Raw genomic sequence first — 25,636 nt, 5'->3', positions numbered from 1 at the left:
AAGCAGAGAAGCAGAGAAGCAGAGAAGCAGAGAAGCAGAGAAGCAGAGAAGCAGAGAAGCAGAGAAGCAGAGAAGCAGAGAAGCAGAGAAGCAGAGAAGCAGAGAAGCAGAGAAGCAGAGAAGCAGAGAAGTCCTTTCCCTGCCTCTCCTAAATTTATGCCCCGGCATCCTTGCCTTTAGCGATCTTCCTGATCATTGGGGCTACATCGAACACCCATCCTTGAGTTCTGGAAGCGTCCTGCCTCGCCTTCGATGTGATCTAACTATACCGTGAGCGTAATAACCTTGTCCAACTTTTTTTGACCCTATCGCTCAAAATATGTGTACAAACGCTTTTCCCAGGAAATATTACTGCAACAAAAGCGATACAACCTGCGAAAGCGCTCGACTGTGCATTTAATTATTAGACAAGAACACTTTCGCATAACGCTTTTTACCTGCCTGGATCACGTATCCAGAGCCATCGACGTTGAGCGTCGTCGCGGCATCCGCTTTTTCACCGTCGACCCAGACGCGGCCCTGCTTGAGCATATCCTTAGCCTGAGCGCCGTTCTTGGCAAGCTCAGCACGATTCAAGACCATCGCAAGCGGCGCAACGTCCATATCCTCGAGCGTTAGCTTGATTTCTTCCAGATCCTCAGGAAGCTCGCCTTCCGCCAACTGATTGCCACTGGACCTGTGGGCGTTGGCTGCGGCCTCTTCGTCATGGAAACGAGCCACCAGCTCTCGCGCCAGCTCGATCTTGATATCACGAGGATTGGCACCTTCATCCACTTGAGCCATCAGCGCCTTGACCTCGTCCATCGGCTTGAGGGAGAGCAGCTCAAAGTACCGCCACATCAGGCTGTCGGGCATGGAAACAATCTTGTTGAACATTTCACCGGGACGGTCAGTAATGCCGACGTAGTTGCCCAGCGATTTGGACATCTTCTGTACACCATCCAGCCCCTCAAGCAGGGGCATGGTGATCACGACCTGGGGAGACTGCCCGTAATGCTTTTGCAGCTCACGCCCCATCAGCAGATTGAACTTCTGATCGGTTCCGCCGAGTTCGATGTCGGCTTCCATGGCCACCGAGTCGTAGCCCTGCGCCAGTGGATAGATAAACTCGTGAATGGCGATGGGCTGATTACTGCGATAGCGCTTTTCAAAGTCATCACGCTCAAGCATGCGCGCAACCGTAGACTGAGCCGCGAGCTTGATCATGTCGGCGGCCGACATTTTCCCCATCCACTCGGAATTGAACATGATTCTTGTGCGCTCCGGATGGAGCACCTTGAACACCTGCTCCTGATAGGTACGCGCATTGGCCATGATCTGTTCTTCGGTCAGAGGCTTTCGCGTCGCACTCTTACCGGAGGGATCACCGATACTGCCGGTAAAGTCTCCGATCAAGAACATGACCTCATGCCCAAGATCCTGCAGCTGGCGCATCTTGTTCAAAAGGACCGTATGGCCAAGGTGCAGATCCGGGGCCGTAGGATCAAACCCCGCCTTTACCCGTAGAGGACGCCCGGATTCGAGCTTTTTGACCAGCTCATCTTCGACCAGTATTTCGTGCACACCGCGCTTGATGATTGACAGCGCTTCAGAGACATCAGCCATGGTTACCCACACTCTCCCTTAGAAATCGAGGTTAGGACGTCGAGAAGGATCCCTATAAAGTGGGCAGATCATACCATGGGCAAGAGAGGCGATTCATGACTAACCCAGCAGGCCTTGATGGCTATTGCATCGGACTCATGTCCGGAACAAGCCTGGACGGCATCGACGCAGCACTGCTTTGGTGTCAGCAAGACAGCATTCGCTTCGTCGATGCGCTTGCTCTGCCCATGCCGCCGGGGCTTCGTACCGCACTGCTTGAGCTGTGCGATACCAAACAACCGTCGTTCATTGAACTTGCACAGGCAGAACACGCCTTTTGTACAGTTCAGGCCGAGGCCGTCACCCAGATTCTGCGCCGCAATGCGCTGCAGCATACCGATATTCTCGCACTGGGCAGTCATGGCCAGACCATCGAGCACCAGCCCGAGGCCGAGCCGCCATTCACCTATCAGCTGGATAACCCCCATCTTCTCAGCGAGCTGACCGGGTGTCGCACGGTCAGCGATTTCAGACGACGAGACGTTGCTGCCGGCGGCCAGGGCGCTCCGCTGGCGCCGGCCTTTCATCGCGCGGTGTTCAGTGATGAAAACCGCTGGCGCGTCGCGCTCAACCTGGGCGGGTTTGCCAATATCACGGTGCTGCCGCCTCCCGGCGAAGGACCAGTGCGCGGCTTCGATACCGGCCCCGCCAACGTTCTGATGGACGCTTGGCATCACCGACATCGTCAGCATCCGTTCGATGAACACGGCCAATGGGCCCGAACGGGCAACATCGATGACGCCCTGCTTACAACGCTTATGAGCGACCCGTTCTTCAAGCGGCGCCCCCCAAAAAGCACCGGGCGCGAATATTTCAATCAAAACTGGCTCGACACGCACCTGAAGCCATTCTCAGTCGCCCCGAACGACGTGCAGGCAACACTTCTGGAGCTGACGGCGCGAACGATCGCGGAGGCAATATACGACCAGATCCCGGCCCATGCGCAGCCCCGCGCCAGCGTGATTCCCTGCGGCGGCGGCGCCCACAACACGTTCCTACTGAATCGCCTTGCCGCGCACCTTGACCCGATCGAGCTCTGCGAATGCGAAACGCTTGGCTGGTCGCCCGACTGGCTGGAAGCCTGCGCCTTCGCCTGGCTTGCCTGGCAGCGGCTCAATCACCGCCCGGGCAATCTGCCTGAAGTTACCGGTGCCAAGGGCCCTCGCGTGCTCGGCACGGTAACGGCCCCACAATTTTAAAACTCCTCGAGCGACAGCCCGCCACTGCTGCCGTCCGGGGTATTACCGCTGTCGAGTGTGAACATCAGCTTCAAATCGGATGGCGAATCCGCATGAGCCAACGCCACCGCCTGGCTCATTGCGCCGCGCTTGACCAGCGCAAAAAGTGCCTGATCGAAGGTGGCCATGCCCTGCGCGCTTGAGCGCCGCATGACTTCTCTTATTTCATCAATGCGCCCCTCGCGTATGAGGGTGGCCACCAACGGCGAAAGGGTCAGTATTTCGCAGGCCAGCACCCGCTGGGTCGACCGGTCACGCATGCCCGATGTCGGCAGTAGCCGCTGCCCGACGATGGCCTGAAGGTTGAGCGAGAGATCCATACGAATCTGATCGTGGCGCTCCCCGGGAAAGAACGTCACCATCCGCTCAAGCGCCTGATCGGCGTTCGCCGCATGCATTGTCGCCAGACATAGATGGCCCGTATTGGCGAACGCCAATGCATATTCAAGCGTTTCACGCGTGCGGATCTCGCCGATCACGACCACGTCCGGCGCCTGACGCAAGGCGTTCTTGAGCGCGACCTCGAACGACTCGGTATCAAGCCCCACCTCGCGCTGGCTGACGATGCCGCCCTGATGCGCGTGCACATACTCGATCGGGTCTTCGATGCAAATGGTGTGGCCCCCGTGGGCCCGGCTTCGCTCCTGAACCAGAGCGGCGAGCGTGGTCGATTTGCCGCTGCCCGCACTGCCGACCAACAAAATCAGCCCTCGTTTGGCGCCAACCAGCGTTTTCAGGATTGATGGCACTCCCAACGCCTCGAGCTCCGGGATATCGAAGCGAATACGTCGAACCACCATCGACACCTGACTTCGCTGATAGAAGGCACTGACCCGAAACCGGCCTTTTCCCGGCAGGCTGAGTGCAAAGTTCGCTTCATGCTCGCTTATGAAACGCTCCCATTGCGCGGCCGTCATCGCGGCGCGCACCAGTGCCTCGGCGCGCTCGACATCAAGCCGCTCGTGCCCGAGTGCGGTCATGACGCCGTTCAACGTGACGCAAGGCGCCGCCCCGGGTGACACGAACAGGTCCGTCGCCTGATGGTCGTTCATGAAATCAAGCAGCTTCTGAAGCCCTTTATCGGCGATACTCACGGCGACGTCCCTATCATGACCCATACTGCCCTCTTTCCAGACACTCCCCACTCGGCAGACACCGCCCACTCAGTCGTCATACACCACCAGCCCTTGCTGCTTAAGGCGGGTCACTGCGTGCTCCATGGTTTGCATCCCGCTGGCGGTGCCGGTCTGGATGGCAGAGTAGATCTGCGAGACCTTGTTCTCGCGAATCAGATTTCGAATGGCAGGCGTCGCCACCAGCACTTCATGCGCGGCGATCCGACCGCCGCCGATGCGTTTCAAAAGCTGCTGGGAAACGATGCCCTGCACCGACTCGGACAGCATTGATCGCACGACCGCTTTCTCATCGCCCGGGAAGACATCGACAATACGGTCGATGGTCTTGGCCGCCGATGTTGTATGCAGCGTGCCAAACACCACGTGGCCGGTTTCGGCCGCCGTAAGCGCCAAGCGAATGGTCTCGAGATCCCGCAGCTCACCGACCATGATCACATCCGGATCTTCTCTCAACGCCGCACGCAGAGCCGCCGCTACCGTTTTGGTGTCCCGACCGACTTCCCGCTGGCTGATCAGACAGCGCTTGGGCTCGAACACGAACTCGATCGGATCCTCGATGGTCAGGATGTGTTCATAACGGCTTGCATTGATGTAATCGAGCATTGCCGCAAGCGTGGTGCTCTTGCCCGAGCCGGTCGGCCCGGTTACCAGCACCAGACCGTTCTTGATGCCGGAAAGCTTTCTAAATACATCCGGATAGGCCAGCTCATCCATTGAAGGCACCTTATCCGGAATCATGCGAAATACGCCGGCCATGCCTCGGTCCTGCAGGAAGACATTCGCTCGAAAGCGCGCCACGTTGGCCAGCGCAAACGAGAAATCCACCTCGAACTCGGCATCAAGCTGACGACGCTGCTGGTCGGTCATGACCGCATCGGTCAGTCGACGCACATCCTTGTCTTCAAGCGCCGGCACATTGATGCGTCGCACATCCCCATCGACTCGAATCATCGGTGGAAGCCCAGCCGACAGATGAAGGTCAGAGGCGTTCTGTTTTGCTGAGAAAGCAAGCAGTTCGGTAATATCCATGCGAAGGTGTCCATTGCCACTACAGGGCTGTCGTATGTCGAAATCATCCGTTTCAACCAATATCGTCGCGGTCCGCCAGCGACTTGAGCAGGCCCTGGTCGATGCCGGGCGTCCGCACGATGACGCCCACCTCCTGGCCGTCAGCAAAACCAAGCCGGAGCGCGACCTCAGAGACGCCTTCGAGGCCGGTCAGCGCGCCTTCGGCGAAAACTATCTCCAGGAAGCGCTCGATAAACAGCACGCCCTGTCCGACCTTGCGATCGAGTGGCATTTCATCGGCGCCGTGCAGTCCAACAAGGCCCGCGCGGTGGCCGAGGCCTTTCAGTGGTGTCATACGGTCGACCGACTGAAAATCGCGCGCCGACTGAATGATCATCGACCCGATCACCTGCCGCCGCTGAACATTTGCCTTCAGGTCAATATCAGTGGGGAAGCGTCGAAATCCGGCGCCGCCCCCGACGACGTACACGCCATTGCCGAAACCCTGATCACACTGCCAAGACTTAGCTTTCGCGGCCTGATGGCGCTGCCCGCCCCATCAGAGACGCTCATTGAACAGCGAAAGCCCTTTTCACGCCTTCGCGAGCTGTTCGAATCGCTGAAAGCACGCCACCCCAACCAACCACTGGACACACTCTCGATGGGGATGAGCGGCGACCTTGAAGCCGCCATCGCCGAAGGCGCGACCCTGGTGCGCGTGGGATCGGCCATCTTCGGTGCGAGATGAGGGCCACGAGCCGGCTGCCATCGGCTCCCGATTCGCGGTAAGGTAGCCCGCATTTGCCACCCCATTCGACTGTTTCAGGAAGGCTCATGACAACGCAGAAGCTATCGTTCATCGGCGCCGGCAACATGGCGAGCGCCATTTTCGGCGGTCTGATCGACAGCGGCTATCCAGCCGATCACATCACGGCCACAAGCCCGGATCAGGGTCAGCTCGACGCCCTTAAAGAGCGCTACGCGATCAACACCACCACCGATAACGCCCAGGCCGTGCGTGACGCTGATGTCGTCGTGCTGGCCATCAAGCCACAGATCATGAAGGACGTGTGTGCACCGCTTGCCGAGCACCTGAGCCACAAGCCGGTCATCGTCTCGGTCGCGGCCGGACTCAAGGTCGATACGCTCGATCACTGGCTCGGCGGCGGCCACGCCATCATTCGCTGTATGCCCAACACACCAGCACTGGTCGGCGAAGGCGCCTCGGGGCTGTATGCCAATGCCCGCGTCGGCGCAGAACAGCGGGAGACAGCCACGCGCCTTCTTGAAGCGGTCGGGATCGTTGAGTGGGTCGAGGAAGAGTCACTTTTGGACGCCGTCACTGCGGTGTCTGGCAGTGGCCCGGCCTATTTCTTTCTGATTCTGGAGGCGCTTGAAGCCGCGGGCGTCAATCGAGGCCTGCCCCTTGAGATCGCTCGACGCCTGGCCATCCAGACCGCGTTCGGCGCCGCCAAGATGGCCCGCGACAGCGACCAGGACCCCGCGCAACTCAAACGCAACGTCATGTCACCTAAAGGTACTACCGAGCAGGCCGTTTTCAGTTTCGAAAACGCCGGAATCAAAGCCATGTTCGATGACGCTACCCGCGCCTGTGCAGAGCGTGCCAGTGACATGTCCGATGAGTTCGGATCACTTTAATTCTTGACGGAGCTACACCATGGGAACCCTAGGCAACACCGGGCTGATGCTTATAAACACCCTGATCAGCCTATATCTCTTCGTGCTGATGCTGCGCTTTCTGCTGCACTTCTCGAAGGCCGACTATTACAACCCGATCAGCCAGGGCATCGTGAAAGCGACCTCGCCGGTCGTGGCCCCGGTCCAGAAAGTGATTCGCCCGATGGGCAACTTCGATGTGGCAACGCTCATCGTTGGCATGATCGTCAAGGCGCTTGGCATCATTGCCGTGCTCTGGATCGCAGGCGCGGGCATGCCGCCAGCGGTCAGCCTGCTGATCGGCGCACTGGCCGGTGTCATCAACGCGATCCTCAAGATCTACTTCTTCGCCATGATCATTCTGATCATCTTGAGCTGGGTCGCGCCGCAGGCCAATCATCCCGGGGCACTTTTGGTCTTCCAGATCACCGAACCGGTCATGGCCCCGCTTCGTCGCATCATTCCACCGCTTGGTCCGCTTGATCTCAGCCCGATCGTGCTGTTTCTGCTGATCAACCTGCTCGATGGCCTGGTTGTCAATTCACTGGCCAGAGCGGCCGGCTACCCTGTTGGCGCTCTGATCGGCTTCTAACCGACCGACCCTTCGCGCCCGACGCTCACTGTCGGGCGCATCCTATGCTACATTACCCCGCCTCAATGCACGGCTCTCGCCGATTCTGATTCAACCGGATTTGACGCCACGATGCCCGACACAACGCTTTCGAGCTCGGTGGGGCTGGTCACGCCCCAGACCGCTACCTTTGAAACCGATTTTCACCTGGCGTGCGGCAAGCACCTGCCGGGCTTCGAACTGGTCTATGAAACCTACGGCAAACTCAACGACACCGCGAGCAACGCCGTACTGGTCTGCCACGCGCTGTCGGGTCATCATCACGCCGCCGGCTACCACCATCTGGATGACCGCAAGCCCGGCTGGTGGGACAGCTACATCGGCCCGGGCAAACCGATCGACACTCGGCATTTCTTTGTCATTTCCGTCAATAACCTCGGCGGCTGCCATGGCTCGACCGGCCCGCAGTCCATCAACCCGGACACCGGCACAAGCTGGGGCCCCGACTTCCCGATCATGACCGTCGAGGACTGGGTCAAGAGTCAGGCCCTTCTGGCCGATCGGCTCGGCATCACTCGGTTTGCCGCCATCGTGGGCGGAAGCCTTGGCGGCATGCAGGTGCTTCAGTGGCCCATTACCTACCCGGAGCGGCTCGCCAACGCTGCGATCATCGCGGCGACCCCCAAGCTTTCCGCGCAGAACATCGCGTTCAATGAGGTCGCCCGCCAGGCGATTCGCTCCGACCCCGAGTTCCATGACGGCTGGTACGAACAGCACGGGGTTCTGCCCAAGCGCGGCCTGAAACTCGCCCGCATGATCGGCCACATTACCTATCTGTCCGAGCACTCGATGGGGGCCAAGTTCGGCCGCGACCTTCGCACTGACAGCCTCAATTACGGTTATGACGTCGAGTTTCAGGTCGAATCCTACCTGCGCTACCAGGGCGACGCCTTTTCGACCCGCTTCGACGCCAACACCTACCTCTTGATGACCAAGGCGCTCGACTATTTCGACCCGGCCAGCGGCCACAACAACGACCTGGCCAAGGCGCTTTCGAACACCTTGTGTCGCTTTCTGGTCGTGAGCTTCAGTACCGATTGGCGCTTTGCCCCCGAACGCTCTCGGGAGCTGGTCAATGCGCTGGTCAAGGCCAAGAAACCGGTCAGCTACACCAACGTCGATTCCCCTTATGGCCATGATGCGTTTTTGCTGCCCAACGACCACTACGAGGCGGCGTTCGGTGCGTTCATGCGCCGAATTTACAGCGACCTGAATCAAGGAACTCTCTGATGCGCACAGATCTTGCTCAAATCATGCAGTGGGTTCCCGAGCGCGCGCACGTGCTCGATCTCGGGTGCGGTGACGGCACCCTGCTGGCGGCGCTGACCGAACACAAGGGCGTACAGGGGTATGGCCTTGAGATTGCGCCGGACAATATCGCGACGTGCCTTGCCAAGGGCGTCAATGTGCTCGAACAGGACCTGGACGAAGGACTGAGCAACATTGTCGATGACGCCTTCGACATGGTGGTCATGACCCAGGCGCTGCAGGTGCTTCGCCGGCCAGACCTGATGCTCGATGAAATGCTGCGCGTGGCTCGCGAATGCATCATCACCTTCCCGAACTTCGCCTACTGGCGTCATCGTCTGCACCTGGGGATGCGAGGCCGGATGCCGGTCTCCAAATCGCTGCCCCACGAGTGGTACGACACGCCCAACATCCATTTATCGACCTTCAAGGACTTCAGCCATCTGTGCGACCGGCAAGGTCACAGGATCATCGACCGTGCAGTGGGCGACGGCGACCACCAGCTGCACTGGAGCGCTCAGCGCTGGCCGAACCTGTTTGGCCAGGTTGCCATCTTCAGGATCGAGCGCTAAATCATGAGCACCCAGCACGCCGAGCTCGATGGACAGCTTCATCGATGCCTCAACGCCGCTACAGATGAAGGCGCCATAATCCTGTGCGCCCTACTGATGAAGCCGCTGTCGGCGATTGCAGCGTACTGCTTTCCAGCGATAACGTCTGCGCAGACGCAGCAAATCGTGCTGGATGTTTCATGGCTTGCGCTCAAAAACGCTCAACGACTGAATAGCCAGACAGACTGGCGCCCCCGGCATTGGTTAGCCCTGATCGCCGTTCGACGCCTTCAAACCGAGTGGGAAGCCCGCGACCCTGACGCCCTTGCGCACTGGCAGGCCTGCCTGCGGGAGGCCATCGAGCATCAGCGACCGATTAATCTAGACGCGCGGCGCCCGGTACACGAGCCCGAAACCGCTCATCTTGATTGCCTTGCCCTGTGCCAACGTCTTGGTATCGCACCAGCCGCCACGACCGCTGACTGCCTAGAGCACTTATTACCACTGGATCACCCCGTCTCGGTACTCGATGATACGCTCACGTCGCGCCTGCTTTCAGGCGTTGCGGCCTATCGGCCGGTTCGACACGGCGACGCGCCGATGGACGATCCCGCCTTCACGCAGCTGAGCGCGCCGTCGCTTCGCTGGGCAGTCCGTCGGGCGCGTTGGCAGTACGCCTGGCGAGAGCGGTTGAAATCAACCCTTGGAACGCCGCTCGAAACCGGGTTATTCGCTCAGTGGCTCAACGCAGGCCCACTTGCCGGACGACTCGAGGCAGATGGTCTGCCACGCCGCAGCGTGGAAAACCATCTGGGATCGTCGCTTGATATCACGCTTGACCCACGCGCACTCACACGTTCGGTCGCGTTTGCCAAAGAGGCTCGAGCGCAGCGGCGGCGTCTGGCCAACCGGTTTATCTGGGATGGTGACTGGGACCGTCGTACCAAGGATCTTCGAACGATTCCCCAGTTCACGCGCATTGCCGATATCTGGGCACACCGCCTCGATCTGCGCGCGTCGTCCACGTTCATGAACTACCACCACCAGCTCGATGAAGGCCGGCCCTTCCGGTCGTCTCACAAGGGCATCGCACTCGACAGCATCGACAAGATTCTTGCCTTTCTCGACGTCTATCGTTTCTATCTCGAGGATATGGCCTGCTTTGGCCTTGATGCCGAGCAGGGCAAGGACACCATCGGTGTTGCCGTCAATCGCGACGGCGCGCTGGTCAAGATCAACAAGGGATTGCACCGAACCGCCATGGCCCAGGTGCTTGGCATCGATCAGGTTCGGGTGCGCGTGCGTGCGGTACACCGTCAGTGGTGGTCACACGTTGTCCAGACCGAGCACGGCCATGACGCACTCCAGCGCATGAGTGCTGAATTACCGGCGCTTGAGCCCTGGCTGACGTGACGACGTAGCGGCGTGCGCTTATGCTTTCTCCGTCAAAACAGCTTAACACTGGGAGAAAGGCATGAATTTTCACACGCGCAAGTGGGTCAAACCGGAAGATCTCAATCCGAACGGCACGCTGTTCGGCGGAAGCCTGCTTCGGTGGATCGATGAAGAGGCAGCGATCTACGCCGTGATCCAGCTCGAAAATCCGAAGGTCGTGACCAAGTACATCTCTGAAATCAATTTCGTGTCCAGTGCTCGCCAGGGCGACATCATAGAACTCGGCATTACGGCCACGCACTTTGGACGCACCTCCATCACGCTTCGCTGCGAAGTGCGCAACAAGATCACGCGCAAAAGTATTCTAACCATCAATGACATCGTGTTCGTGAACATGGGTGACGAGGGGACGCCAGTACCTCACGGCAAAACCGAGATCACCTATGTTCGTGACCGTTTCGATGACGGCTCAGAGGCCTGACTCGACCAGCAACGGACGTTCGAGCGTGATGCGATTCGCACTGAAGTGGCAGCCGTAGGCCGCAACCGTTACGCCCTGACTGATGGCGCATTGAAGCAGGTCCGCGTAAACCGGGTCCAGGTGCCGGGCGGGGCGGACGCACTCGATACCCTCGTGAGCCACGCAAAAAAGAAGCATCGCGGCCTCGCCCTGGCGCACTCGTGTCATCAAGGTCTTCAAGTGCTTCTGGCCGCGCTGGCTGACCGAATCCGGGAAGTAGCCGATACCGTCATCTTCCTGAAGCGTGACCTGTTTGACCTCGATATAAAGACGTGCCCCCTCTTCGTTCTCAACCATGAAATCCAACCGGGCATCATCAAGCTTCACTTCAGCACTGAGCGTGCTTTCGGCGGCCAGCCCGCCCTCCGGCGCGCCAAATGGCTCGGGCAACACAATGCGGCCGGCCCTAAGCGCCTCCTTGACCAGCGCATTGGCACGCCCGGTATGCACCGACACCAGCGCCCCATCTGGCAGCTCGATTCGCTCCCATGTCCAGGCAAGCTTTCGCTTGGGATTATCGCTTTTGGACACCCAGACCCGACAGCCTGCGAGAGCAACATGCCTCATCGAGCCGGTGTTCGGGCAATGTGCGGTGATAAGGGTGCCATCATCGAGTTCGATGTCGGCCAGAAAGCGTTTGTAGCGCGCGATGAGCCGGCCCGGGACCAATGAGTCTAATAGATGCATTTCTTTGCCAATTCTCTGCCAATCTGCAAACCAGTTCTTAGGATATCCTATTAAGCTTACATAAGCGGAGCATTGACATACGCTGCTCTGGCAGGCTCTATCTTATGCTCTCTCACGATCGTCGATGAGGTTACAGAGACCGCAGTTTGAATGTGGCAAGGGATTGCATTTCGCCCGAAATTCGGCTAAATAGCTCTACCTTTCGTGGGCCATCCACCATGCCTGGCGGTTGAAGTCATTACAGCAAGAGGCAATCCCATGGCAGTAGCCGAGCAAAATCCAGAAAGTTTGAAGTCCTTCACGCCCTATGAAGAAAAACCGGGCGAGGAGTACATGAACGAGCACCAACTCGCTCACTTTCGCCAGATCCTGACGAACTGGAAGCAGGAACTGATGGAAGAAGTAGACCGTACGGTGCAGCATCTGCAGGAAGAAGCCAACAATCACGCTGACCCGGCTGACCGTGCAACTCAGGAAGAAAGCTTCAGCCTCGAGTTGAGAGCCCGGGACCGCGAACGCAAGCTTCTCAAGAAGATCAACCAGACCATCGAAAACATCGATGAGGATGATTACGGCTTTTGTGAGGCCTGCGGGGTCGAAATCGGCATTCGCCGCCTTGAAGCCCGCCCGACCGCAACACTTTGCGTTGATTGCAAGACCCTTGCCGAGCTCAAGGAACGCCAGCTTGGCGGTTGATTGCTTACACCGTGATGCCCATGAACGCCATGCCTATGCATGGCGTTCGTCGTTAAGGGTCAAGATCCACTAAACCTCAAGGCGAACCGATGAGTGACTACGTAGGGCGATTTGCACCCACGCCGTCCGGACTGCTCCACTTCGGCTCTCTCACATCCGCGGTGGCAAGCTGGCTCGATGCCAGGGCTCACGGTGGCCAGTGGTATGTGCGCATCGAAGACATTGACCCGCCCAGATGCCCTCCGGATAACGCCCCACACATTCTCGAGCAACTACATGCCTTCGGCCTTGAATGGGACCGCCCACCCAGCTGGCAGCACCAGCACGGCGCACGCTACCAAAAGGCGCTCGACCTGCTTGTGGAAAAGGGATTGGCCTACCCGTGCACCTGCTCGCGCAAGGAATGGCGCGAGCACACAGTCTACCCGGGGTGGTGCCGAAATGGGCCACGCCACCCAGAGCGCGCAAAGGCCTGGCGTTTCAATACGTCGAGGGTGCCGGGCACCATCGAGTGGTGCGACCGCCGTCTTGGCCATCAGCACTGGCAGTTATCCAGCCTCGGCGATGTCGTTTTAAAACGTAGAGACGGGCTTTGGGCCTATCAGCTGGCTGTCGTGGTCGATGACGCGTTCGAGGGGGTCACCGACGTCGTACGCGGCGCGGATCTTCTAGACAATACCCCGTGGCAATTCGCGCTGTACCGCGCGCTCGAAAAGACACCGCCACGCACACTTCATCTACCACTGATGGTCGCGTCCAACGGCCAGAAATTGTCGAAACAGAACCTCGCCCCCGCATTGATGACCGACGACATTGCGGTACGCCAGTTACTACATCGCGCCCTGATTTCGCTCAATCAGGCGCCTGTTCCCAGCCTTCAAAACGCCCCCGTGAGGCATCAGCTCGATGCCGCTCTAGAGCGCTGGTCACCCGACCGCCTTCCTGGACAGGACATTATACTTGAGTCATGACGTAGACCATTGTCTCAGTTTCATTGCCGAGCCAGTACGTTACCCTTTGCAACACCAGATCAGGCTGCACCATGATCGGGCGTTTTAATACCACGCCGTTTCATTTTGGAGCACTGCTACGACACCAACAGACTTATTTTGCGACACACGCTAACGACAAAGACAACCTGCAATATTAAGTATCTGTTTTATAAAACAATTATAAAAACTGGCACAACGGATGCTTACTATTTGCCAAGAAAAAGAAAAGAAGGCCATGAAGTCGTTACCGTCCAACAACAACAACGCGGCTGACTTCATAAAGGGATCCCAACAACAAAAACCATCCCTGCTGCTCGATAACGACGCATACCAACAAAAACAAAATGTGCGCATGTTATCGGCAAACAATAAAAACAACATTACTAAGGCCCAATGACACGGCACCGTGACTTCAGACAACCAAAAACAACCACTGAAAAACGGTAACTTCGAACCAAGAATAATAAGCGAAGAAAAAGCTTTCCTGCCGTGATGCATGGAAGATTGTTTTGAATACGAGACGGTCTCTGGCGCGCAAAGAACAACGCCAACAAGCATGCCAACTCAATCATGACCGTGGTGCGTATTCAGGGCATTAAGCCATCATTAGAAAAACACGAGCATAACCGCATTCAAGGGAGGCTACGCCTCCCTTTTTACGTTCAAACTCCCCTCTCAGGCCGCTCGGGTACGATATGAGCCTTGCATCAGACAGGCGCTTCGTTAGACTCTGACGGGCACAGCGTATACATTCTTACTCCGTCTCTCGCCGCCAAGGTAGCCAGCAGCATTTGAATACCCAACCCCCCTCAAAAACGTCCCCCGCACCGGGCATACTAACCCGGGATGATCATCCGCTATCTCGAAAAATGATCAGCGAAAGCGCATTGAAGGTGCTCTACCGACTCAATCGAGCCGGCTTCGAGGCATACCTGGTCGGCGGTTGCGTTCGCGATTCGCTTCTTGGAAAAACGCCCAAGGACTTCGACGTTGCCACGAGTGCCACGCCCGAGCAGGTCAACGATCTTTTTAGGAACGCACGCATCATCGGGCGCCGATTCCGAATCGTGCATGTGCGGTTCGGACGTGAAATCATTGAGGTAACGACGTTTCGTGGGCAGCATGACACGGACAGTGACACCCCTAACGCCCAACAAAGCGATGACGGGTTATTACTGCGCGATAACGTCTGGGGCAGCGTGGATCAGGACGCATTACGTCGTGACTTCACCATCAATGCGCTTTACTACAACATCGACGACTTCTCCATTCACGATTGGGCCGATGGCTTGAGCGATCTGGAGAACGGCTATATTCGCTTGATCGGCGATCCGGAAACACGCTATCGCGAAGACCCGGTGCGCATGCTGAGAGCCGTACGTTTTGCGGCCAAGCTCGGCTTTGATATCGAACCGGCAACGCGTGCGCCCATTCAGGAAATGGCCCCACTGCTTCTTCAGATCCCGTCGGCGCGGCTTTTCGAAGAAGTGCTGAAACTGTTTCTGTCAGGCTATGCCCGTGCGACCTACGATCTGTTGTGCGAGCTGAATCTGTTTCCGATGCTGTTCCCGGCAACCAGCGAAAGCACCGAAGCGTTCGACTGGGCCACGCCACTTATTCGTCAGGCACTGGCCAACACCGACCAACGCATTCATGCGGATAAACCGGTCACACCGGCCTTTTTGTACGGTGCACTGCTATGGCCTGCCGTACAGCTTGAAATGCAGCAGATCGACAACGAGACCTCCGAGATGCCTGCTTTCCAGCAGGCGTCTCATAACGTCATCCAGCGCCAGCTCAAGCATACATCGATCCCCAAACGCTTCAGCTTTCCGATGCGAGACATCTGGGAGCTCCAGTTCAAACTGCCCAAGCGCCGTGGCAAGCGCGCGTTTCAAAATCGCGAGCATCCGAGATTTCGTGCCGCCTACGATTTCCTGCTGCTTAGGGAAGAAGCCGGCGAAATCGAGTCTGGCCTTGGTCAGTGGTGGACCGACTTCCAGACCGCAACACCGGATCAACAGCGCACCATGGTCGAAGACGTCAGCGGCGGTGAGGCCCCCTCGTCTACACCTGGGTCAAAGCGAAAGCCGCGTCGGCGCAAGCGTAAGCCGGCTTCATCATGAGAACGGTCTATATCGGGCTCGGCAGTAATCTGGGCGAGCCCGTCTGCCAGCTTGAAAACGCCATAGCCGCGCTAAAAGTCTTACCGCTGACAACGCTTCAAAAACGCTCTTCCTTTTATAAAAGCGCCCCGGTCGGCCCGCAGGATCAGCCCGATTTCGTCAATGCCGTCATCGAGCTTGAAACCCAACTGTCGCCACTGGCCCTTCTGGATCAACTTCAAGCCATCGAGCAGGCTCACCGCCGCGTGCGGGCAAGACACTGGGGGCCTCGCACACTGGATCTCGATATGCTCTGGTGCAGTGACGCCACCATGCACACCCGCCGATTGATTCTGCCTCACCCCGAGATGCACCGTCGTGCGTTCGTACTTGAACCGCTTTCAGAGCTGGCCCCTGACCTGCTTATCGGCGAGTGGTCCGTAAAGCACCTCGCCATGACGCTCAACGACCAGCCTATCGACAAATTGCTAGAATAACGACGGACCCGCCCGCCCGGGCGACCCTCTTTCCCTTATTTTCCTTCGGAAACGTTCGTGGAGCGCTCATGACCCCGGTGACCCTGTCGTTCTTGCAACAATGCCGCCAAGACAACACGCCCTTCAGCTGCCTCACTGCCTATGACGCCACGTTCGCGGCACAGGCAAGTGCTGCAGGCATTGATGTGCTTTTGATCGGTGATTCCCTGGGTATGGTGCTGCAAGGCCATGACAGTACGCTTGCAGTCACCATGGACGATGTGGTCTACCACACAAAAAACGTCGCCCGCGCCCGACCGCGCAGCCTGATCATGGCCGACCTTCCGTTCATGGCCAACGCAACGCTTGAGTCGACGCTACTCAACAGTGCCCGGTTGATGCAGGCCGGCGCGAACATGGTCAAGATCGAAGGCGAAGGCTGGCTTGCCGACAGCATCAAGGCGCTAGTACGCCGTGGCATTCCAGTATGTGCACATATGGGACTTACTCCCCAAAGCGTCAACGCGTTCGGGGGCTACAAGGTGCAAGGCCGCACCTCAGACGCTGCCAGCAAGTTAATCGAAGATGCACGCGTATTGGAAACCGCCGGAGCTGCACTCATTTTGCTTGAATGCGTTCCACGCCAGGTGGCTGCCGATGTTCGGGAGGCGGTCTCGGTGCCGGTGATCGGCATCGGAGCAGGGCCAGAGGTCGATGGCCAGATTCTGGTGATGCACGATATGCTCGGCGTGAGCCAGGGCAAACGGCCCCGCTTCGTCAAGAACTTCCTGGCGACCGAGGCCTCGATTGCCAATGCATTCCGCGCCTACGATCACGCGGTCAAGACCCGTACATTCCCTGCCAAGGAGCACTGTTTCTGATGCAACGCGTTCATGATATCGATAATCTTCAACAGACGCTGACCAGGGCACGGCTCGAGCAAAAACGCATTGCGCTGGTGCCCACCATGGGCAATCTTCACCAGGGCCACCTTGATCTGGTCAAGGCAGCGCGCGACGAGGCCGACCTCGTTGTGACCTCCATCTTCGTCAATCCACTTCAGTTTGGCCCCTCCGAAGACTTCGACCGATACCCTCGTACGCTGGACTCGGACTGCCTGAAGCTCATGGAGGCTGGCTGCGACGTGGTGTTCGCGCCCAGCGTCGATACGCTCTACCCGAACGGTCAATCGGGGCTGACCACGGTTCACGTTCCCGGCGTATCAGAAGGACTCTGCGGCGCACGCCGCCCCGGCCACTTCGACGGGGTCGCAACCGTCGTCAGTCTGCTGTTTCACATCGTAGGCCCCGACGTCGCCTGTTTCGGCGAAAAGGACTATCAACAACTCGCCGTGATCCGAAAAATGGTGCATGACCTTCATCTACCAATCGTGATCAAGGGCGTTCCGATCGCGCGCGAGCCCGACGGCCTGGCGCTTTCCTCACGCAATCAGTATCTGACGCCCGAACAGCGCGAAAAGGCGCCACGGCTGGCGGACACACTCAAGGCGATCAAGGAGCGACTGGAGAACGGTCGGCCTACCTCCGAGACGATCACTTGGGGCTTACAGCAATTGACCGAGCTTGGTTTCCGCCCTGACTACCTTGAGCTGCGTGACGCTGCCACCTTGTCGCCACTATCGGAAACGACCCGATCAGCCATTGTATTGGTCGCTGCGCACCTGGGTGAAACTCGCCTTCTGGATAACCTTTACGTCAGGCTTTCCTGAGCCACGAAAAAGATCGGCCGCCACCTCGCATGTCATAAAATCAGACTATCCTTAATTGCAGACCAGTTTGACTGGCACTGCTGACCAAAGGATAGGAAGGAGCCTGTTATGCAAGACGTGGTAATCGTTGCGGCCAAGCGCACCGCAGTAGGAAGCTTCAATGGATCGCTTGCTGGCGTGCCGGCAAGCGATCTCGGCGCTCGCGTCATTCGACAACTTCTGGAAGACACGCACGTATCCCCCGACGCCATTAGCGAAGTACTTCTTGGTCAGGTGCTGACAGCGGGCTGTGGTCAGAATCCGGCGCGTCAGGCAAGCATCAAGGCAGAGCTTCCCGACGGGGTTCCAGCCATGACCATCAACAAGGTCTGTGGCTCTGGCCTCAAGGCAATCCATCTGGCAACGCAGGCCATCCGCTGCGGCGATGCCGACATAATCATCGCGGGCGGCCAGGAAAACATGTCACTGTCACCTCACCTACTGCCGCACTCTCGAACGGGCCAGCGCATGGGCCCCTGGACCGCGGTCGACTCCATGGTTCAGGACGGCCTCTGGGATGCGTTCAATGACTTCCACATGGGCATTACCGCTGAAAACCTGGCCGAGAAATACGGCATCAGCCGCGAGGATCAGGATGCATTTGCTGCGGCCTCTCAACAAAAAGCCCGCGCAGCGATCGACAGTGGCGCCTTCAAAGATGAAATCGTTCCGGTTGAAATCCCCCAGCGCAAGGGCGATCCGGTCGTGTTCGACACCGACGAAAACCCGCGCGACGTAAGTGTTGAGAAGCTGGCCGCCATGAAGCCCGCGTTCAAGAAAGACGGCACGGTCACGGCAGGCAACGCCTCCGCCATCAACGATGGCGCTGCAGCGATCATGCTGTGCTCCGCAGAAAAGGCCAAGGAACTCGGGTTGACACCGCTGGCGCGCATTGCGGGCTACGCCAGCGCCGGCGTTGATCCCGCCACGATGGGCTTTGGCCCGGTACCGGCGACCAAGAGTTGTCTCTCCAAGGCAGGCTGGTCAATTAATGACCTGGACCTGATCGAAGCCAACGAAGCGTTTGCCGCACAGGCGATCAGCGTTAATCGTGCGCTTGAATGGGATACCGACAAGATCAACGTCAATGGCGGCGCCATTGCGCTCGGCCATCCGATCGGTGCGTCCGGGTGCCGCATTTTTGTCACACTCCTGCACGCCATGCAAAAACGCGACGCCAAGAAAGGATTGGCGACGCTGTGTATCGGCGGCGGCCAAGGCGTGGCACTTGCCATTGAGCGCTAAGAACCCTTTACAGATTCATCAGCCATAAAAAAACCCCGCCAATTGGCGGGGTTTTTATTAAAGCCTTAGTCACTCAGCGTTGAGCGAGGCCTCGAACGCAGCCTTTTCTTCGGCGTCGATTTCTTTCAGAGTCAGCTTGATGCGACCACGGTTATCGATGTCGAGCACCTTGACCGTGACTTCATCGCCTTCGTTCAAGTAATCACGCACGTTGCTGACGCGCTCGGGGACGATCTGAGAGATGTGCACCAGGCCATCGGTACCGGGCATGATGTTGACGAACGCGCCAAAGTCAGCGATGCGAACGACCTTGCCACGATAGAGCTTATTGATTTCCGCTTCTGCCGTGACCGCCGTAACGGCATCGACTGCGGCCTTCATGCCGGCCTTGGTTTCTGCGTAGATACGAACGGTGCCGTCATCGTCGATGTCGATGGAGGCCTTGGTGTCTTCACAGATCTGACGGATGGTGGCACCGCCCTTACCGATGACGTCACGAATCTTCTCGGGATCGATCTTGATCGTCGACATTGCCGGCGCGTTATCGGAAAGCTCCGTACGGCTCTGGCCGATGACCGTGTTCATTTCACCAAGAATATGCTGGCGCGCATTGAACGCCTGCTCGAGCGCAGACTCCATGATCTCTTCGTCGATGCCTTCGATCTTGATGTCCATCTGCAGCGCGGTAACGCCCTTGGCAGAACCGGCCACCTTGAAGTCCATGTCACCGAGGTGATCTTCGTCGCCCAGGATATCGGTCAGAACGGCAAACTTGCCATCATCGTCCTTGACCAGACCCATGGCGATACCGGCGACCGGCGCTTTCAACGGGACACCCGCATCCATCAGCGCAAGCGAAGAGCCACAAACCGAGGCCATCGAGCTTGAACCGTTGGACTCGGTAATCTCGGACACTACACGGATCGCGTACGGGAATTCTTCCGAACTCGGAAGCATAGCCGCAACACCGCGCTTGGCCAGACGGCCATGGCCGATCTCACGACGCTTGGGCGAGCCGATAAAGCCGGCTTCACCGACACTGTACGGAGGGAAGTTGTAATGAAGCATGAACCGCTCATGCATTTCACCGGCCAAGCCTTCGATCAGCTGCGAATCGCGCGTCGTACCAAGTGTAGTGGAGACGATGGCCTGAGTTTCACCGCGGGTGAAGAGCGCAGAGCCATGGGCGCTAGGAAGTACACCCACTTTGATATCGAGCGGACGAACAGTCTTGGTGTCACGTCCATCGATGCGCGGCTCGCCTTCGATCACACGACGACGAACGATGCGCTTTTCGAGCCCGGCAAACGCACCGGAAACGTCTTCAGCGCTGAATTCGGCGTTGTCACCACCGGACAGCTGCTCGATAGCCTTATCGCGGAGCTGAGACAGTGCGTCCTGACGCTCCATCTTGTCCGTCACGCGGTAGGCACTGCCAACCGCCTCGGCGAAATTGGATTCGAGCGCTTGCTTGAGCTCGGTATTTTCCGGCTCCGGCTGCCAGTTCCAGGACGGCTTGCCAGCCTCCTTGACGAACTCGTTGATGGCCGTAATGACCGACTGCATTTCGTCATGGGCATAAAGCACAGCGCCCAGCATCTGATCTTCGGTCAGCTCGGCGGCTTCGGACTCGACCATCAGCACGGCTTTTTCCGTACCGGCAACGACCATGTCGAGCTCAGAAGTTGCAAGCGCTTCATAGCCCGGGTTCAGGAAATACCCCGTTTCACTGCTAAAGCCAACACGCGCAGCACCAATCGGGCCGCTGAAGGGCGCGCCTGAAATCGACAGGGCGGCCGACGTACCAATCATGGCGGCGATGTCGGGATCGCGGCCTTTTTCGGCAGACAACACTGTGCAGACAACCTGAACCTCATTCATGAACCCTTTCGGGAACAGCGGGCGGATCGGACGGTCGATCAAACGCGAGGTCAGGGTTTCTTTTTCGGTCGGGCGACCTTCACGCTTGAAAAAGCCACCGGGGATCTTACCGGCTGCGTAGGTCTTTTCCTGATAATGCACGGACAGCGGGAAAAAGCTCTGCCCGGGTTTGACGTCTTTCTTTGCAACGACGGTGCACAAAACGACGGTTTCGTTCATGGTCACCAGGACGCTGCCTGTTGCCTGACGCGCGACACGGCCCGTTTCTAGGGTGACGTTCGTATCGCCGTACTGAAAACTTTTAGTTACCGGATTCACTCTGAATTCCTTCGATGTCGATGTATAGATCGCTTACCTGGGTCGTTTATCACTCGAGGCCATAGTAAAAGCTATTGCCTGCGGTGTCACTGTCACGAGGCCGGGCGCGATACGGGGTACAAGGCCCCAAAAAAGAACAGGCAACCCCAAGGGGTTGCCTGTCGAGCTTCTCGGCGCGGGACGTCGCTTATTAACGACGCAGACCCAGACGCTGAATCAACTGCTGATAACGATCAAAGTCCTTGCCTTTCACATAATCAAGCAGCTTACGGCGCTGGTTGACCATGCGGATCAGACCACGACGAGAGTGGTGATCCTGCTTGTGGCTCTTGAAGTGATCCTGCAGGCCCGCGATGTTGGCGGTCAGCAGGGCAACCTGAACTTCGGCAGAACCGGTGTCGTTTTCGGATGTGCCAAATTCTTTGACGATGTCAGCTTTCTGTTGTGCAGTCAGTGCCATGATTAACTCCGTTAATATGCATCTCACTAGAATGAAGAAGACCACGCATATTTGCAGTCTTCACGTTCACCGCCGGGACTCAGATGTCCTCGACCGTGTTTATGACTCGTTTGGGCGCCAGCTGCCCTTCGTTTAAAAGCGCAACGCCCAAAAGAGTACGGGTTCGATCATAGACGCGAATCAGCGTCTGTGATGGATATGTCTCATTGTAGGCCAGGGCCTGGCCCTGACGAAACCGCGCGACACTTTCGTCGTCAACCTCGACCGACGGCAAGTGCGTCAAAAGCGCATCGATCGGCAGCAAATGGGCTTGCCGCTCATCGTCGGATAGATGCTCGAGTACCTCGAGCGTCACCATTGACTCAGCGTCGAACGGACCGGTCTTGAACCGTCGAAGCGCATTCAGATGCGCGCCACACCCAAGCGCTTCACCAATATCCATGGCAAGCGTTCGAATGTAGGTGCCCTTGCTGCAGGTCACGTCGATGGAAAACCCGCTCTCGCGTGTTTCAAGCAGCCCAATATGATAAACGCTTACCGCCCTTGGTGCACGCTTGATTTCACGGCCTTCACGCGCAAGCTCGTATAGCGGTCGCCCTTCGTGCTTGAGCGCGGAGTACATTGGAGGAATCTGCTCGATGTCTCCCGTAAACTGCGCCAATACGTGCTCAAGTCTTGAAGACTCAAGCTCCGGCACCGGCCGCTCACTCAGGATATCGCCTTCAGCGTCGCCGGTCGCGGTCGTTTGACCAAGCCTTAGTGACGCCTGATAGCGTTTATCCGCATCGAGCAGAAGTGAGGAAAATTTGGTCGCCTCACCGAAAAGCACCGGCAAAAGTCCGGTCGCCATGGGATCGAGCGTTCCGGTATGACCGGCTTTCTGAGCCTGAAACAAACCGCGCGCCTTTTGCAGCGCGCGGTTTGAACTTACTCCGTAAGGCTTATCCAGAAGCAGCACCCCACTGATGGGGCGCCCCTTGCGACGGCGCGCCATCAGCCGTTCTCCTCCTCGGAGTCGTCGTGCTGACGCTTGCGATCCGACGCAACGGCATCGTCGATCAACGACGACAGCTGATGCCCCCGGGCAATGCTCGCATCGTAATGAAAACGAAGCTCCGGAGCATGGCGAAGCGACATACGACGCGCAATCTGAGAGCGAAGAAAGCCTGCCGCATGCTTCAGGATGTCGAGGTTCTGCTTGATCTTCGCCTCATCATCCTCACCCAGCACCGTGATGTAGACATCGGCGTAGGCCAGATCGCGGCTGACACTTGCACTGCTTACCGTGACCATGCCCAGGCGAGGGTCTTTCACCTCGCGCTGGATAAGAACGGCCAACTCCTGTTGGAGCTGCTCGCCCACTCGGTCGGTACGACTGAACTCTCGCATGAGCTTCTTTCCTTACAGCGTTCGCTCGACCTTGATCTGATCGAAGACCTCGATCTTATCGCCGACCTGAACGTCGTTGTAGTTTTTGACGCCGATGCCGCACTCGAGTCCGTTACGTACTTCGTTAGTATCATCTTTGAAGCGGCGCAGCGATTCGAGCTCCCCTTCATAGATCACCACGTTTTCACGCAGTACACGGATTCGCTTGTGCCGGGAGACCGTACCCTCAACCACCATACAACCTGCAACCGCACCAATCTTGGGCGCACGGAAGACGTCGCGAACTTCAGCGATACCGACGATCTCTTCCTTCCACTCGGGCGCGAGCATGCCAGTCATGGCCTGCTTGATCTCGTCGATGAGCTGGTAGATAACGCTGTAATAGCGCAGATCCAGACCATCACGCTCGATCACTTCACGGGCGGCCGCATCGGCACGGACGTTGAAGCCGATCACGATGGCGTCACTGGCAACGGCGAGGTTGGCGTCGGTTTCAGTAATACCGCCGACCCCGGAAGAAACCACCGATACCTTGACTTCATCGGTCGAGAGCTCTTCAAGAGCACTTCGGATCGCTTCCAACGAGCCTTGAACGTCTGCCTTGAGCACGATGTTGACCTTGGCCACATCATCCTGACCCATCTGGCTGAACATGTTCTCGAGCTTGGCTTTCTGCTGACGCGCCAAACGAACTTCGCGGTATTTACCGTGGCGGAAGTTGGCGACTTCACGTGCCTTCTTCTCGTCCGGAACAACCAGGAAGTCATCGCCGGCTTCCGGCGTTCCATTCAGACCCAATACCTCGACCGGCATGGAGGGGCCTGCACTGTCGACCTGCTTGCCAAGTTCGTTGACCAGCGCGCGCACACGGCCGTAGTTGAGGCCGGCAAGCACGATGTCGCCTTTTGAAAGTGTGCCGTTTTGAACCAGTACGGTCGCAACCGGACCGCGACCGCGATCAAGACGCGATTCAACAACCACGCCCTTAGCCGGTGCATTGGGCACGGCCTGGAGTTCGAGTACTTCAGAGACCAGAAGCACGGACTCGAGTAGGCCATCGATGCCTTCACCAGTCTTGGCAGAGACGTGAACGAACTGGGTGTCACCGCCCCACTCTTCAGAGATGACGCCGTGCTGGGACAGCTCGCTCTTGACGCGATCGGGATCGGCGCCCTGCTTGTCGATCTTGTTGACGGCAACAACCAGCGGCACTTCAGCCGCCTTGGCGTGCTCGACAGCCTCGATGGTCTGAGGCATGACGCCGTCATCAGCAGCAACGACCAGAATGACTACGTCCGTTGCCTTGGCACCACGGGCACGCATGGCGGTAAACGCTGCGTGTCCGGGCGTATCCAGGAACGTGACATCGCCGGTTTCGTGTTCGACGTGGTAGGCACCGATGTGCTGCGTGATACCGCCGGCTTCACCAGTCGCGACCTTGGTGCGACGAATGTAGTCGAGCAGCGAGGTTTTACCGTGGTCGACGTGGCCCATAACGGTCACGACCGGTGCACGCGTCACGGAGTCGCCTTCGTAGGAAATGGTTTCAATCATTTCCGTTTCGACAGCATCTTCCTTGACCAGCTTCGGCGTATGCCCCATCTCTTCGACGACGACTGCAGCCGTCTCCTGGTCGATGGTCTGGTTGATCGTTACCGCAGCGCCCATGGTGAACATGGTCTTGATGACTTCGTTGGCCTTGATGGCCATCTTGTCAGCAAGTTCGGCGACGCTGATCGACTCAGGGATCGCAACTTCACGCACGATAGTCTGGGTCGGACGCTGGAAACCGTGCTGGTTGTCACCGCCACGGCGGGAACCACGGCGTTCGGCACGCTTGACCTTCTTGCCACCGCGACGGCGCTCCTGACGGTCACCCTTGTCGTCGTCTTCCTTGTCGGGTCGACCACGACGTCCGCTGGTCTTGCGTGCGGCAGTATCGTTTCGCTTGCGACGGTCGCTGCGACCTTCCTTCGGCGGTGCGTCTGAGCCACTGTTGGCGTCAGGCGCATCATCGGTAGTCTCTCCGCCAAGGGCCGCTTCAACATCAATGTTGGCCGCATCATCGGCTGTCGCTTTGCCTGTTTCAGGCTCGGACGGCGCTGCAGGGGCTTCACCGGTTTTCGGCTCTGAAGACGCATTTTCCTGCGGTGTCGACTCGGAAACGGCTGCCGCGGCCTGAGCTGAGGTCTCAGGCGTTTGCGCCTGGGTATCCTGAGTCTCGTCCGCGGGTTGTTCTTCCTGGCCGTCGCCGTCGCGCTTCACGTAAGTACGCTTTTTACGTACCTGCACTTCGATGGTCTTGTTACGGCCATCTCCGGTGCGAATCTTGCTCTTGGTTTTTCGAGTCAAAGTAATACGATTCTTGCCGCGACCCGGGCTACCGCCGTGGTTTTGAGTCAGATGATCCAGCAGGCGCTGCTTGTCCGTTTCGGAGACCACATCATTTTCAGACTTGTGAGGAAGCCCGGCTTCACTCATCTGTTCCAGCAGACGGCTGACTTCTCGGCCAACCTTGCCTGCAAATTCCTTAACTGTTGTTTCTGCCATTGCGACCCTCCTGAGCCCGTG

General features: G+C 58.1%; 24 protein-coding genes. 15 read left to right on the top strand and 9 right to left on the bottom strand.

What is annotated here, in order from left to right:
- Nucleotides 1–396 precede the first annotated feature (396 nt).
- Complete coding sequence (gene tyrS, locus NAT49_RS13955; protein WP_251595243.1) at nt 397–1,605, bottom strand: tyrosine--tRNA ligase; 1,209 nt, start codon at nt 1,603–1,605, stop codon at nt 397–399.
- A gap of 95 nt (nt 1,606–1,700) precedes the next feature.
- On the opposite strand from tyrS, the gene NAT49_RS13950 reads away from it, so the two are divergent.
- Nucleotides 1,701–2,843, top strand: a complete 1,143-nt coding sequence (locus NAT49_RS13950) for an anhydro-N-acetylmuramic acid kinase (protein WP_251595241.1) — start codon at nt 1,701–1,703, stop codon at nt 2,841–2,843.
- On the opposite strand, the gene NAT49_RS13945 is transcribed toward NAT49_RS13950, so the two are convergent.
- Together NAT49_RS13945 and NAT49_RS13940 are read right to left on the bottom strand one after the other, a co-directional pair.
- Nucleotides 2,840–3,976 carry a PilT/PilU family type 4a pilus ATPase gene (locus tag NAT49_RS13945; RefSeq protein WP_251595239.1) on the bottom strand — a complete coding sequence of 379 codons (1,137 nt, stop codon included), beginning with the start codon at nt 3,974–3,976 and terminating at the stop codon, nt 2,840–2,842. The genes NAT49_RS13950 and NAT49_RS13945 overlap by 4 nt on opposite strands.
- A gap of 69 nt (nt 3,977–4,045) precedes the next feature.
- Nucleotides 4,046–5,047, bottom strand: a complete 1,002-nt coding sequence (locus NAT49_RS13940) for a type IV pilus twitching motility protein PilT (protein WP_251595237.1) — start codon at nt 5,045–5,047, stop codon at nt 4,046–4,048.
- Nucleotides 5,048–5,081: 34 nt separating this feature from the next.
- Between NAT49_RS13940 and NAT49_RS13935 the strand changes: the two genes are divergently transcribed.
- The 7 genes from NAT49_RS13935 (at nt 5,082) to NAT49_RS13905 (ending at nt 11,009) form a co-directional block, all read left to right on the top strand.
- Complete coding sequence (locus tag NAT49_RS13935) at nt 5,082–5,774, top strand: YggS family pyridoxal phosphate-dependent enzyme (protein ID WP_251595235.1); 693 nt, start codon at nt 5,082–5,084, stop codon at nt 5,772–5,774.
- An 86-nt stretch (nt 5,775–5,860) separates the two neighbouring features.
- Nucleotides 5,861–6,685, top strand: a complete 825-nt coding sequence (gene proC / locus NAT49_RS13930) for a pyrroline-5-carboxylate reductase (RefSeq protein WP_251595233.1) — start codon at nt 5,861–5,863, stop codon at nt 6,683–6,685.
- Between the two features lie 19 nt (nt 6,686–6,704).
- On the top strand, nt 6,705–7,295 hold the full coding sequence (locus NAT49_RS13925) for a YggT family protein (protein ID WP_251595231.1): 591 nt from the start codon (nt 6,705–6,707) through the stop codon (nt 7,293–7,295).
- Between the two features lie 111 nt (nt 7,296–7,406).
- Nucleotides 7,407–8,564 carry a homoserine O-succinyltransferase MetX gene (gene metX / locus NAT49_RS13920; protein ID WP_251595229.1) on the top strand — a complete coding sequence of 386 codons (1,158 nt, stop codon included), beginning with the start codon at nt 7,407–7,409 and terminating at the stop codon, nt 8,562–8,564.
- Entirely contained in the window at nt 8,564–9,154 is a 591-nt protein-coding gene (gene metW, locus NAT49_RS13915; RefSeq protein WP_251595227.1) for a methionine biosynthesis protein MetW, read from the top strand. The genes metX and metW overlap by 1 nt, the downstream gene beginning before the upstream one ends.
- A gap of 3 nt (nt 9,155–9,157) precedes the next feature.
- A complete protein-coding gene (locus NAT49_RS13910) occupies nt 9,158–10,546 on the top strand; it encodes a hypothetical protein (RefSeq protein WP_251595225.1) in 1,389 nt (462 codons plus the stop codon).
- A 61-nt stretch (nt 10,547–10,607) separates the two neighbouring features.
- Nucleotides 10,608–11,009 (top strand): acyl-CoA thioesterase, encoded by a 402-nt coding sequence (locus NAT49_RS13905; RefSeq protein WP_251595223.1) that lies wholly within the window; start codon nt 10,608–10,610, stop codon nt 11,007–11,009.
- On the opposite strand, the gene sfsA is transcribed toward NAT49_RS13905, so the two are convergent.
- Nucleotides 10,998–11,735, bottom strand: coding sequence for a DNA/RNA nuclease SfsA (gene sfsA, locus NAT49_RS13900; protein WP_251595221.1), 738 nt, complete (start codon nt 11,733–11,735; stop codon nt 10,998–11,000). The two genes, NAT49_RS13905 and sfsA, sit on opposite strands and share 12 nt — an antisense overlap.
- A 258-nt stretch (nt 11,736–11,993) precedes the next feature.
- Here sfsA and dksA point away from each other — a divergent pair, with 258 nt between their 5' ends.
- The 7 genes from dksA (at nt 11,994) to NAT49_RS13865 (ending at nt 19,017) form a co-directional block, all read left to right on the top strand.
- On the top strand, nt 11,994–12,431 hold the full coding sequence (gene dksA, locus NAT49_RS13895; RefSeq protein WP_251595219.1) for an RNA polymerase-binding protein DksA: 438 nt from the start codon (nt 11,994–11,996) through the stop codon (nt 12,429–12,431).
- An 89-nt stretch (nt 12,432–12,520) separates the two neighbouring features.
- Nucleotides 12,521–13,402: a tRNA glutamyl-Q(34) synthetase GluQRS gene (gene gluQRS / locus NAT49_RS13890; RefSeq protein WP_251595217.1), complete on the top strand. Its 882-nt coding sequence runs from the start codon at nt 12,521–12,523 to the stop codon at nt 13,400–13,402.
- Nucleotides 13,403–14,214: 812 nt separating this feature from the next.
- Nucleotides 14,215–15,549 (top strand): polynucleotide adenylyltransferase PcnB, encoded by a 1,335-nt coding sequence (pcnB, locus tag NAT49_RS13885; RefSeq protein ID WP_251595215.1) that lies wholly within the window; start codon nt 14,215–14,217, stop codon nt 15,547–15,549.
- Complete coding sequence (gene folK / locus NAT49_RS13880; RefSeq protein ID WP_251595214.1) at nt 15,546–16,025, top strand: 2-amino-4-hydroxy-6-hydroxymethyldihydropteridine diphosphokinase; 480 nt, start codon at nt 15,546–15,548, stop codon at nt 16,023–16,025. Before pcnB ends, folK begins: the two co-directional genes overlap by 4 nt.
- A gap of 68 nt (nt 16,026–16,093) precedes the next feature.
- A complete protein-coding gene (panB, locus tag NAT49_RS13875) occupies nt 16,094–16,885 on the top strand; it encodes a 3-methyl-2-oxobutanoate hydroxymethyltransferase (RefSeq protein ID WP_251595213.1) in 792 nt (263 codons plus the stop codon).
- Nucleotides 16,885–17,733, top strand: a complete 849-nt coding sequence (panC, locus tag NAT49_RS13870; protein WP_251595211.1) for a pantoate--beta-alanine ligase — start codon at nt 16,885–16,887, stop codon at nt 17,731–17,733. The genes panB and panC overlap by 1 nt, the downstream gene beginning before the upstream one ends.
- A 108-nt stretch (nt 17,734–17,841) precedes the next feature.
- A complete protein-coding gene (locus NAT49_RS13865; RefSeq protein WP_251595209.1) occupies nt 17,842–19,017 on the top strand; it encodes an acetyl-CoA C-acetyltransferase in 1,176 nt (391 codons plus the stop codon).
- Nucleotides 19,018–19,086: 69 nt separating this feature from the next.
- Here NAT49_RS13865 and pnp read toward each other — a convergent pair whose 3' ends face one another.
- From pnp to infB, 5 genes are all read right to left on the bottom strand, one after another.
- Complete coding sequence (gene pnp / locus NAT49_RS13860) at nt 19,087–21,216, bottom strand: polyribonucleotide nucleotidyltransferase (RefSeq protein WP_251595207.1); 2,130 nt, start codon at nt 21,214–21,216, stop codon at nt 19,087–19,089.
- A 190-nt stretch (nt 21,217–21,406) separates the two neighbouring features.
- Entirely contained in the window at nt 21,407–21,676 is a 270-nt protein-coding gene (rpsO, locus tag NAT49_RS13855; RefSeq protein WP_251595205.1) for a 30S ribosomal protein S15, read from the bottom strand.
- A 79-nt stretch (nt 21,677–21,755) separates the two neighbouring features.
- Nucleotides 21,756–22,670 (bottom strand): tRNA pseudouridine(55) synthase TruB, encoded by a 915-nt coding sequence (gene truB / locus NAT49_RS13850; protein ID WP_251595203.1) that lies wholly within the window; start codon nt 22,668–22,670, stop codon nt 21,756–21,758.
- Entirely contained in the window at nt 22,670–23,065 is a 396-nt protein-coding gene (rbfA, locus tag NAT49_RS13845) for a 30S ribosome-binding factor RbfA (protein ID WP_251595201.1), read from the bottom strand. Before rbfA ends, truB begins: the two co-directional genes overlap by 1 nt.
- 12 nt (nt 23,066–23,077) lie before the next feature.
- Nucleotides 23,078–25,615, bottom strand: coding sequence for a translation initiation factor IF-2 (gene infB, locus NAT49_RS13840; RefSeq protein ID WP_251595199.1), 2,538 nt, complete (start codon nt 25,613–25,615; stop codon nt 23,078–23,080).
- Between the last annotated feature and the right edge of the window lie 21 nt (nt 25,616–25,636).

Origin of the sequence: Larsenimonas suaedae (assembly GCF_023712105.1) — a bacterium.
In the GTDB taxonomy this organism is placed as follows: Bacteria; Pseudomonadota; Gammaproteobacteria; order Pseudomonadales; family Halomonadaceae; genus Larsenimonas; species Larsenimonas suaedae.
Note: the sequence above shows the minus strand (reverse complement) of the source record. Positions and strands in the feature narration are given on the sequence as shown.

What these genes read in the sequence shown, in the direction of transcription:
- tyrS (WP_251595243.1), bottom strand. Translation starts at nt 1,605, where the DNA reads ATGGCTGATGTCTCTGAAGCGCTGTCAATCATCAAGCGCGGTGTGCAC.
- NAT49_RS13950 (WP_251595241.1), top strand. Translation starts at nt 1,701, where the DNA reads ATGACTAACCCAGCAGGCCTTGATGGCTATTGCATCGGACTCATGTCC.
- NAT49_RS13940 (WP_251595237.1), bottom strand. Translation starts at nt 5,047, where the DNA reads ATGGATATTACCGAACTGCTTGCTTTCTCAGCAAAACAGAACGCCTCT.
- NAT49_RS13935 (WP_251595235.1), top strand. Translation starts at nt 5,082, where the DNA reads ATGTCGAAATCATCCGTTTCAACCAATATCGTCGCGGTCCGCCAGCGA.
- proC (WP_251595233.1), top strand. Translation starts at nt 5,861, where the DNA reads ATGACAACGCAGAAGCTATCGTTCATCGGCGCCGGCAACATGGCGAGC.
- NAT49_RS13925 (WP_251595231.1), top strand. Translation starts at nt 6,705, where the DNA reads ATGGGAACCCTAGGCAACACCGGGCTGATGCTTATAAACACCCTGATC.
- metX (WP_251595229.1), top strand. Translation starts at nt 7,407, where the DNA reads ATGCCCGACACAACGCTTTCGAGCTCGGTGGGGCTGGTCACGCCCCAG.
- metW (WP_251595227.1), top strand. Translation starts at nt 8,564, where the DNA reads ATGCGCACAGATCTTGCTCAAATCATGCAGTGGGTTCCCGAGCGCGCG.
- NAT49_RS13910 (WP_251595225.1), top strand. Translation starts at nt 9,158, where the DNA reads ATGAGCACCCAGCACGCCGAGCTCGATGGACAGCTTCATCGATGCCTC.
- NAT49_RS13905 (WP_251595223.1), top strand. Translation starts at nt 10,608, where the DNA reads ATGAATTTTCACACGCGCAAGTGGGTCAAACCGGAAGATCTCAATCCG.
- sfsA (WP_251595221.1), bottom strand. Translation starts at nt 11,735, where the DNA reads ATGCATCTATTAGACTCATTGGTCCCGGGCCGGCTCATCGCGCGCTAC.
- dksA (WP_251595219.1), top strand. Translation starts at nt 11,994, where the DNA reads ATGGCAGTAGCCGAGCAAAATCCAGAAAGTTTGAAGTCCTTCACGCCC.
- gluQRS (WP_251595217.1), top strand. Translation starts at nt 12,521, where the DNA reads ATGAGTGACTACGTAGGGCGATTTGCACCCACGCCGTCCGGACTGCTC.
- folK (WP_251595214.1), top strand. Translation starts at nt 15,546, where the DNA reads ATGAGAACGGTCTATATCGGGCTCGGCAGTAATCTGGGCGAGCCCGTC.
- panB (WP_251595213.1), top strand. Translation starts at nt 16,094, where the DNA reads ATGACCCCGGTGACCCTGTCGTTCTTGCAACAATGCCGCCAAGACAAC.
- panC (WP_251595211.1), top strand. Translation starts at nt 16,885, where the DNA reads ATGCAACGCGTTCATGATATCGATAATCTTCAACAGACGCTGACCAGG.
- NAT49_RS13865 (WP_251595209.1), top strand. Translation starts at nt 17,842, where the DNA reads ATGCAAGACGTGGTAATCGTTGCGGCCAAGCGCACCGCAGTAGGAAGC.
- rpsO (WP_251595205.1), bottom strand. Translation starts at nt 21,676, where the DNA reads ATGGCACTGACTGCACAACAGAAAGCTGACATCGTCAAAGAATTTGGC.
- truB (WP_251595203.1), bottom strand. Translation starts at nt 22,670, where the DNA reads ATGGCGCGCCGTCGCAAGGGGCGCCCCATCAGTGGGGTGCTGCTTCTG.
- rbfA (WP_251595201.1), bottom strand. Translation starts at nt 23,065, where the DNA reads ATGCGAGAGTTCAGTCGTACCGACCGAGTGGGCGAGCAGCTCCAACAG.
- infB (WP_251595199.1), bottom strand. Translation starts at nt 25,615, where the DNA reads ATGGCAGAAACAACAGTTAAGGAATTTGCAGGCAAGGTTGGCCGAGAA.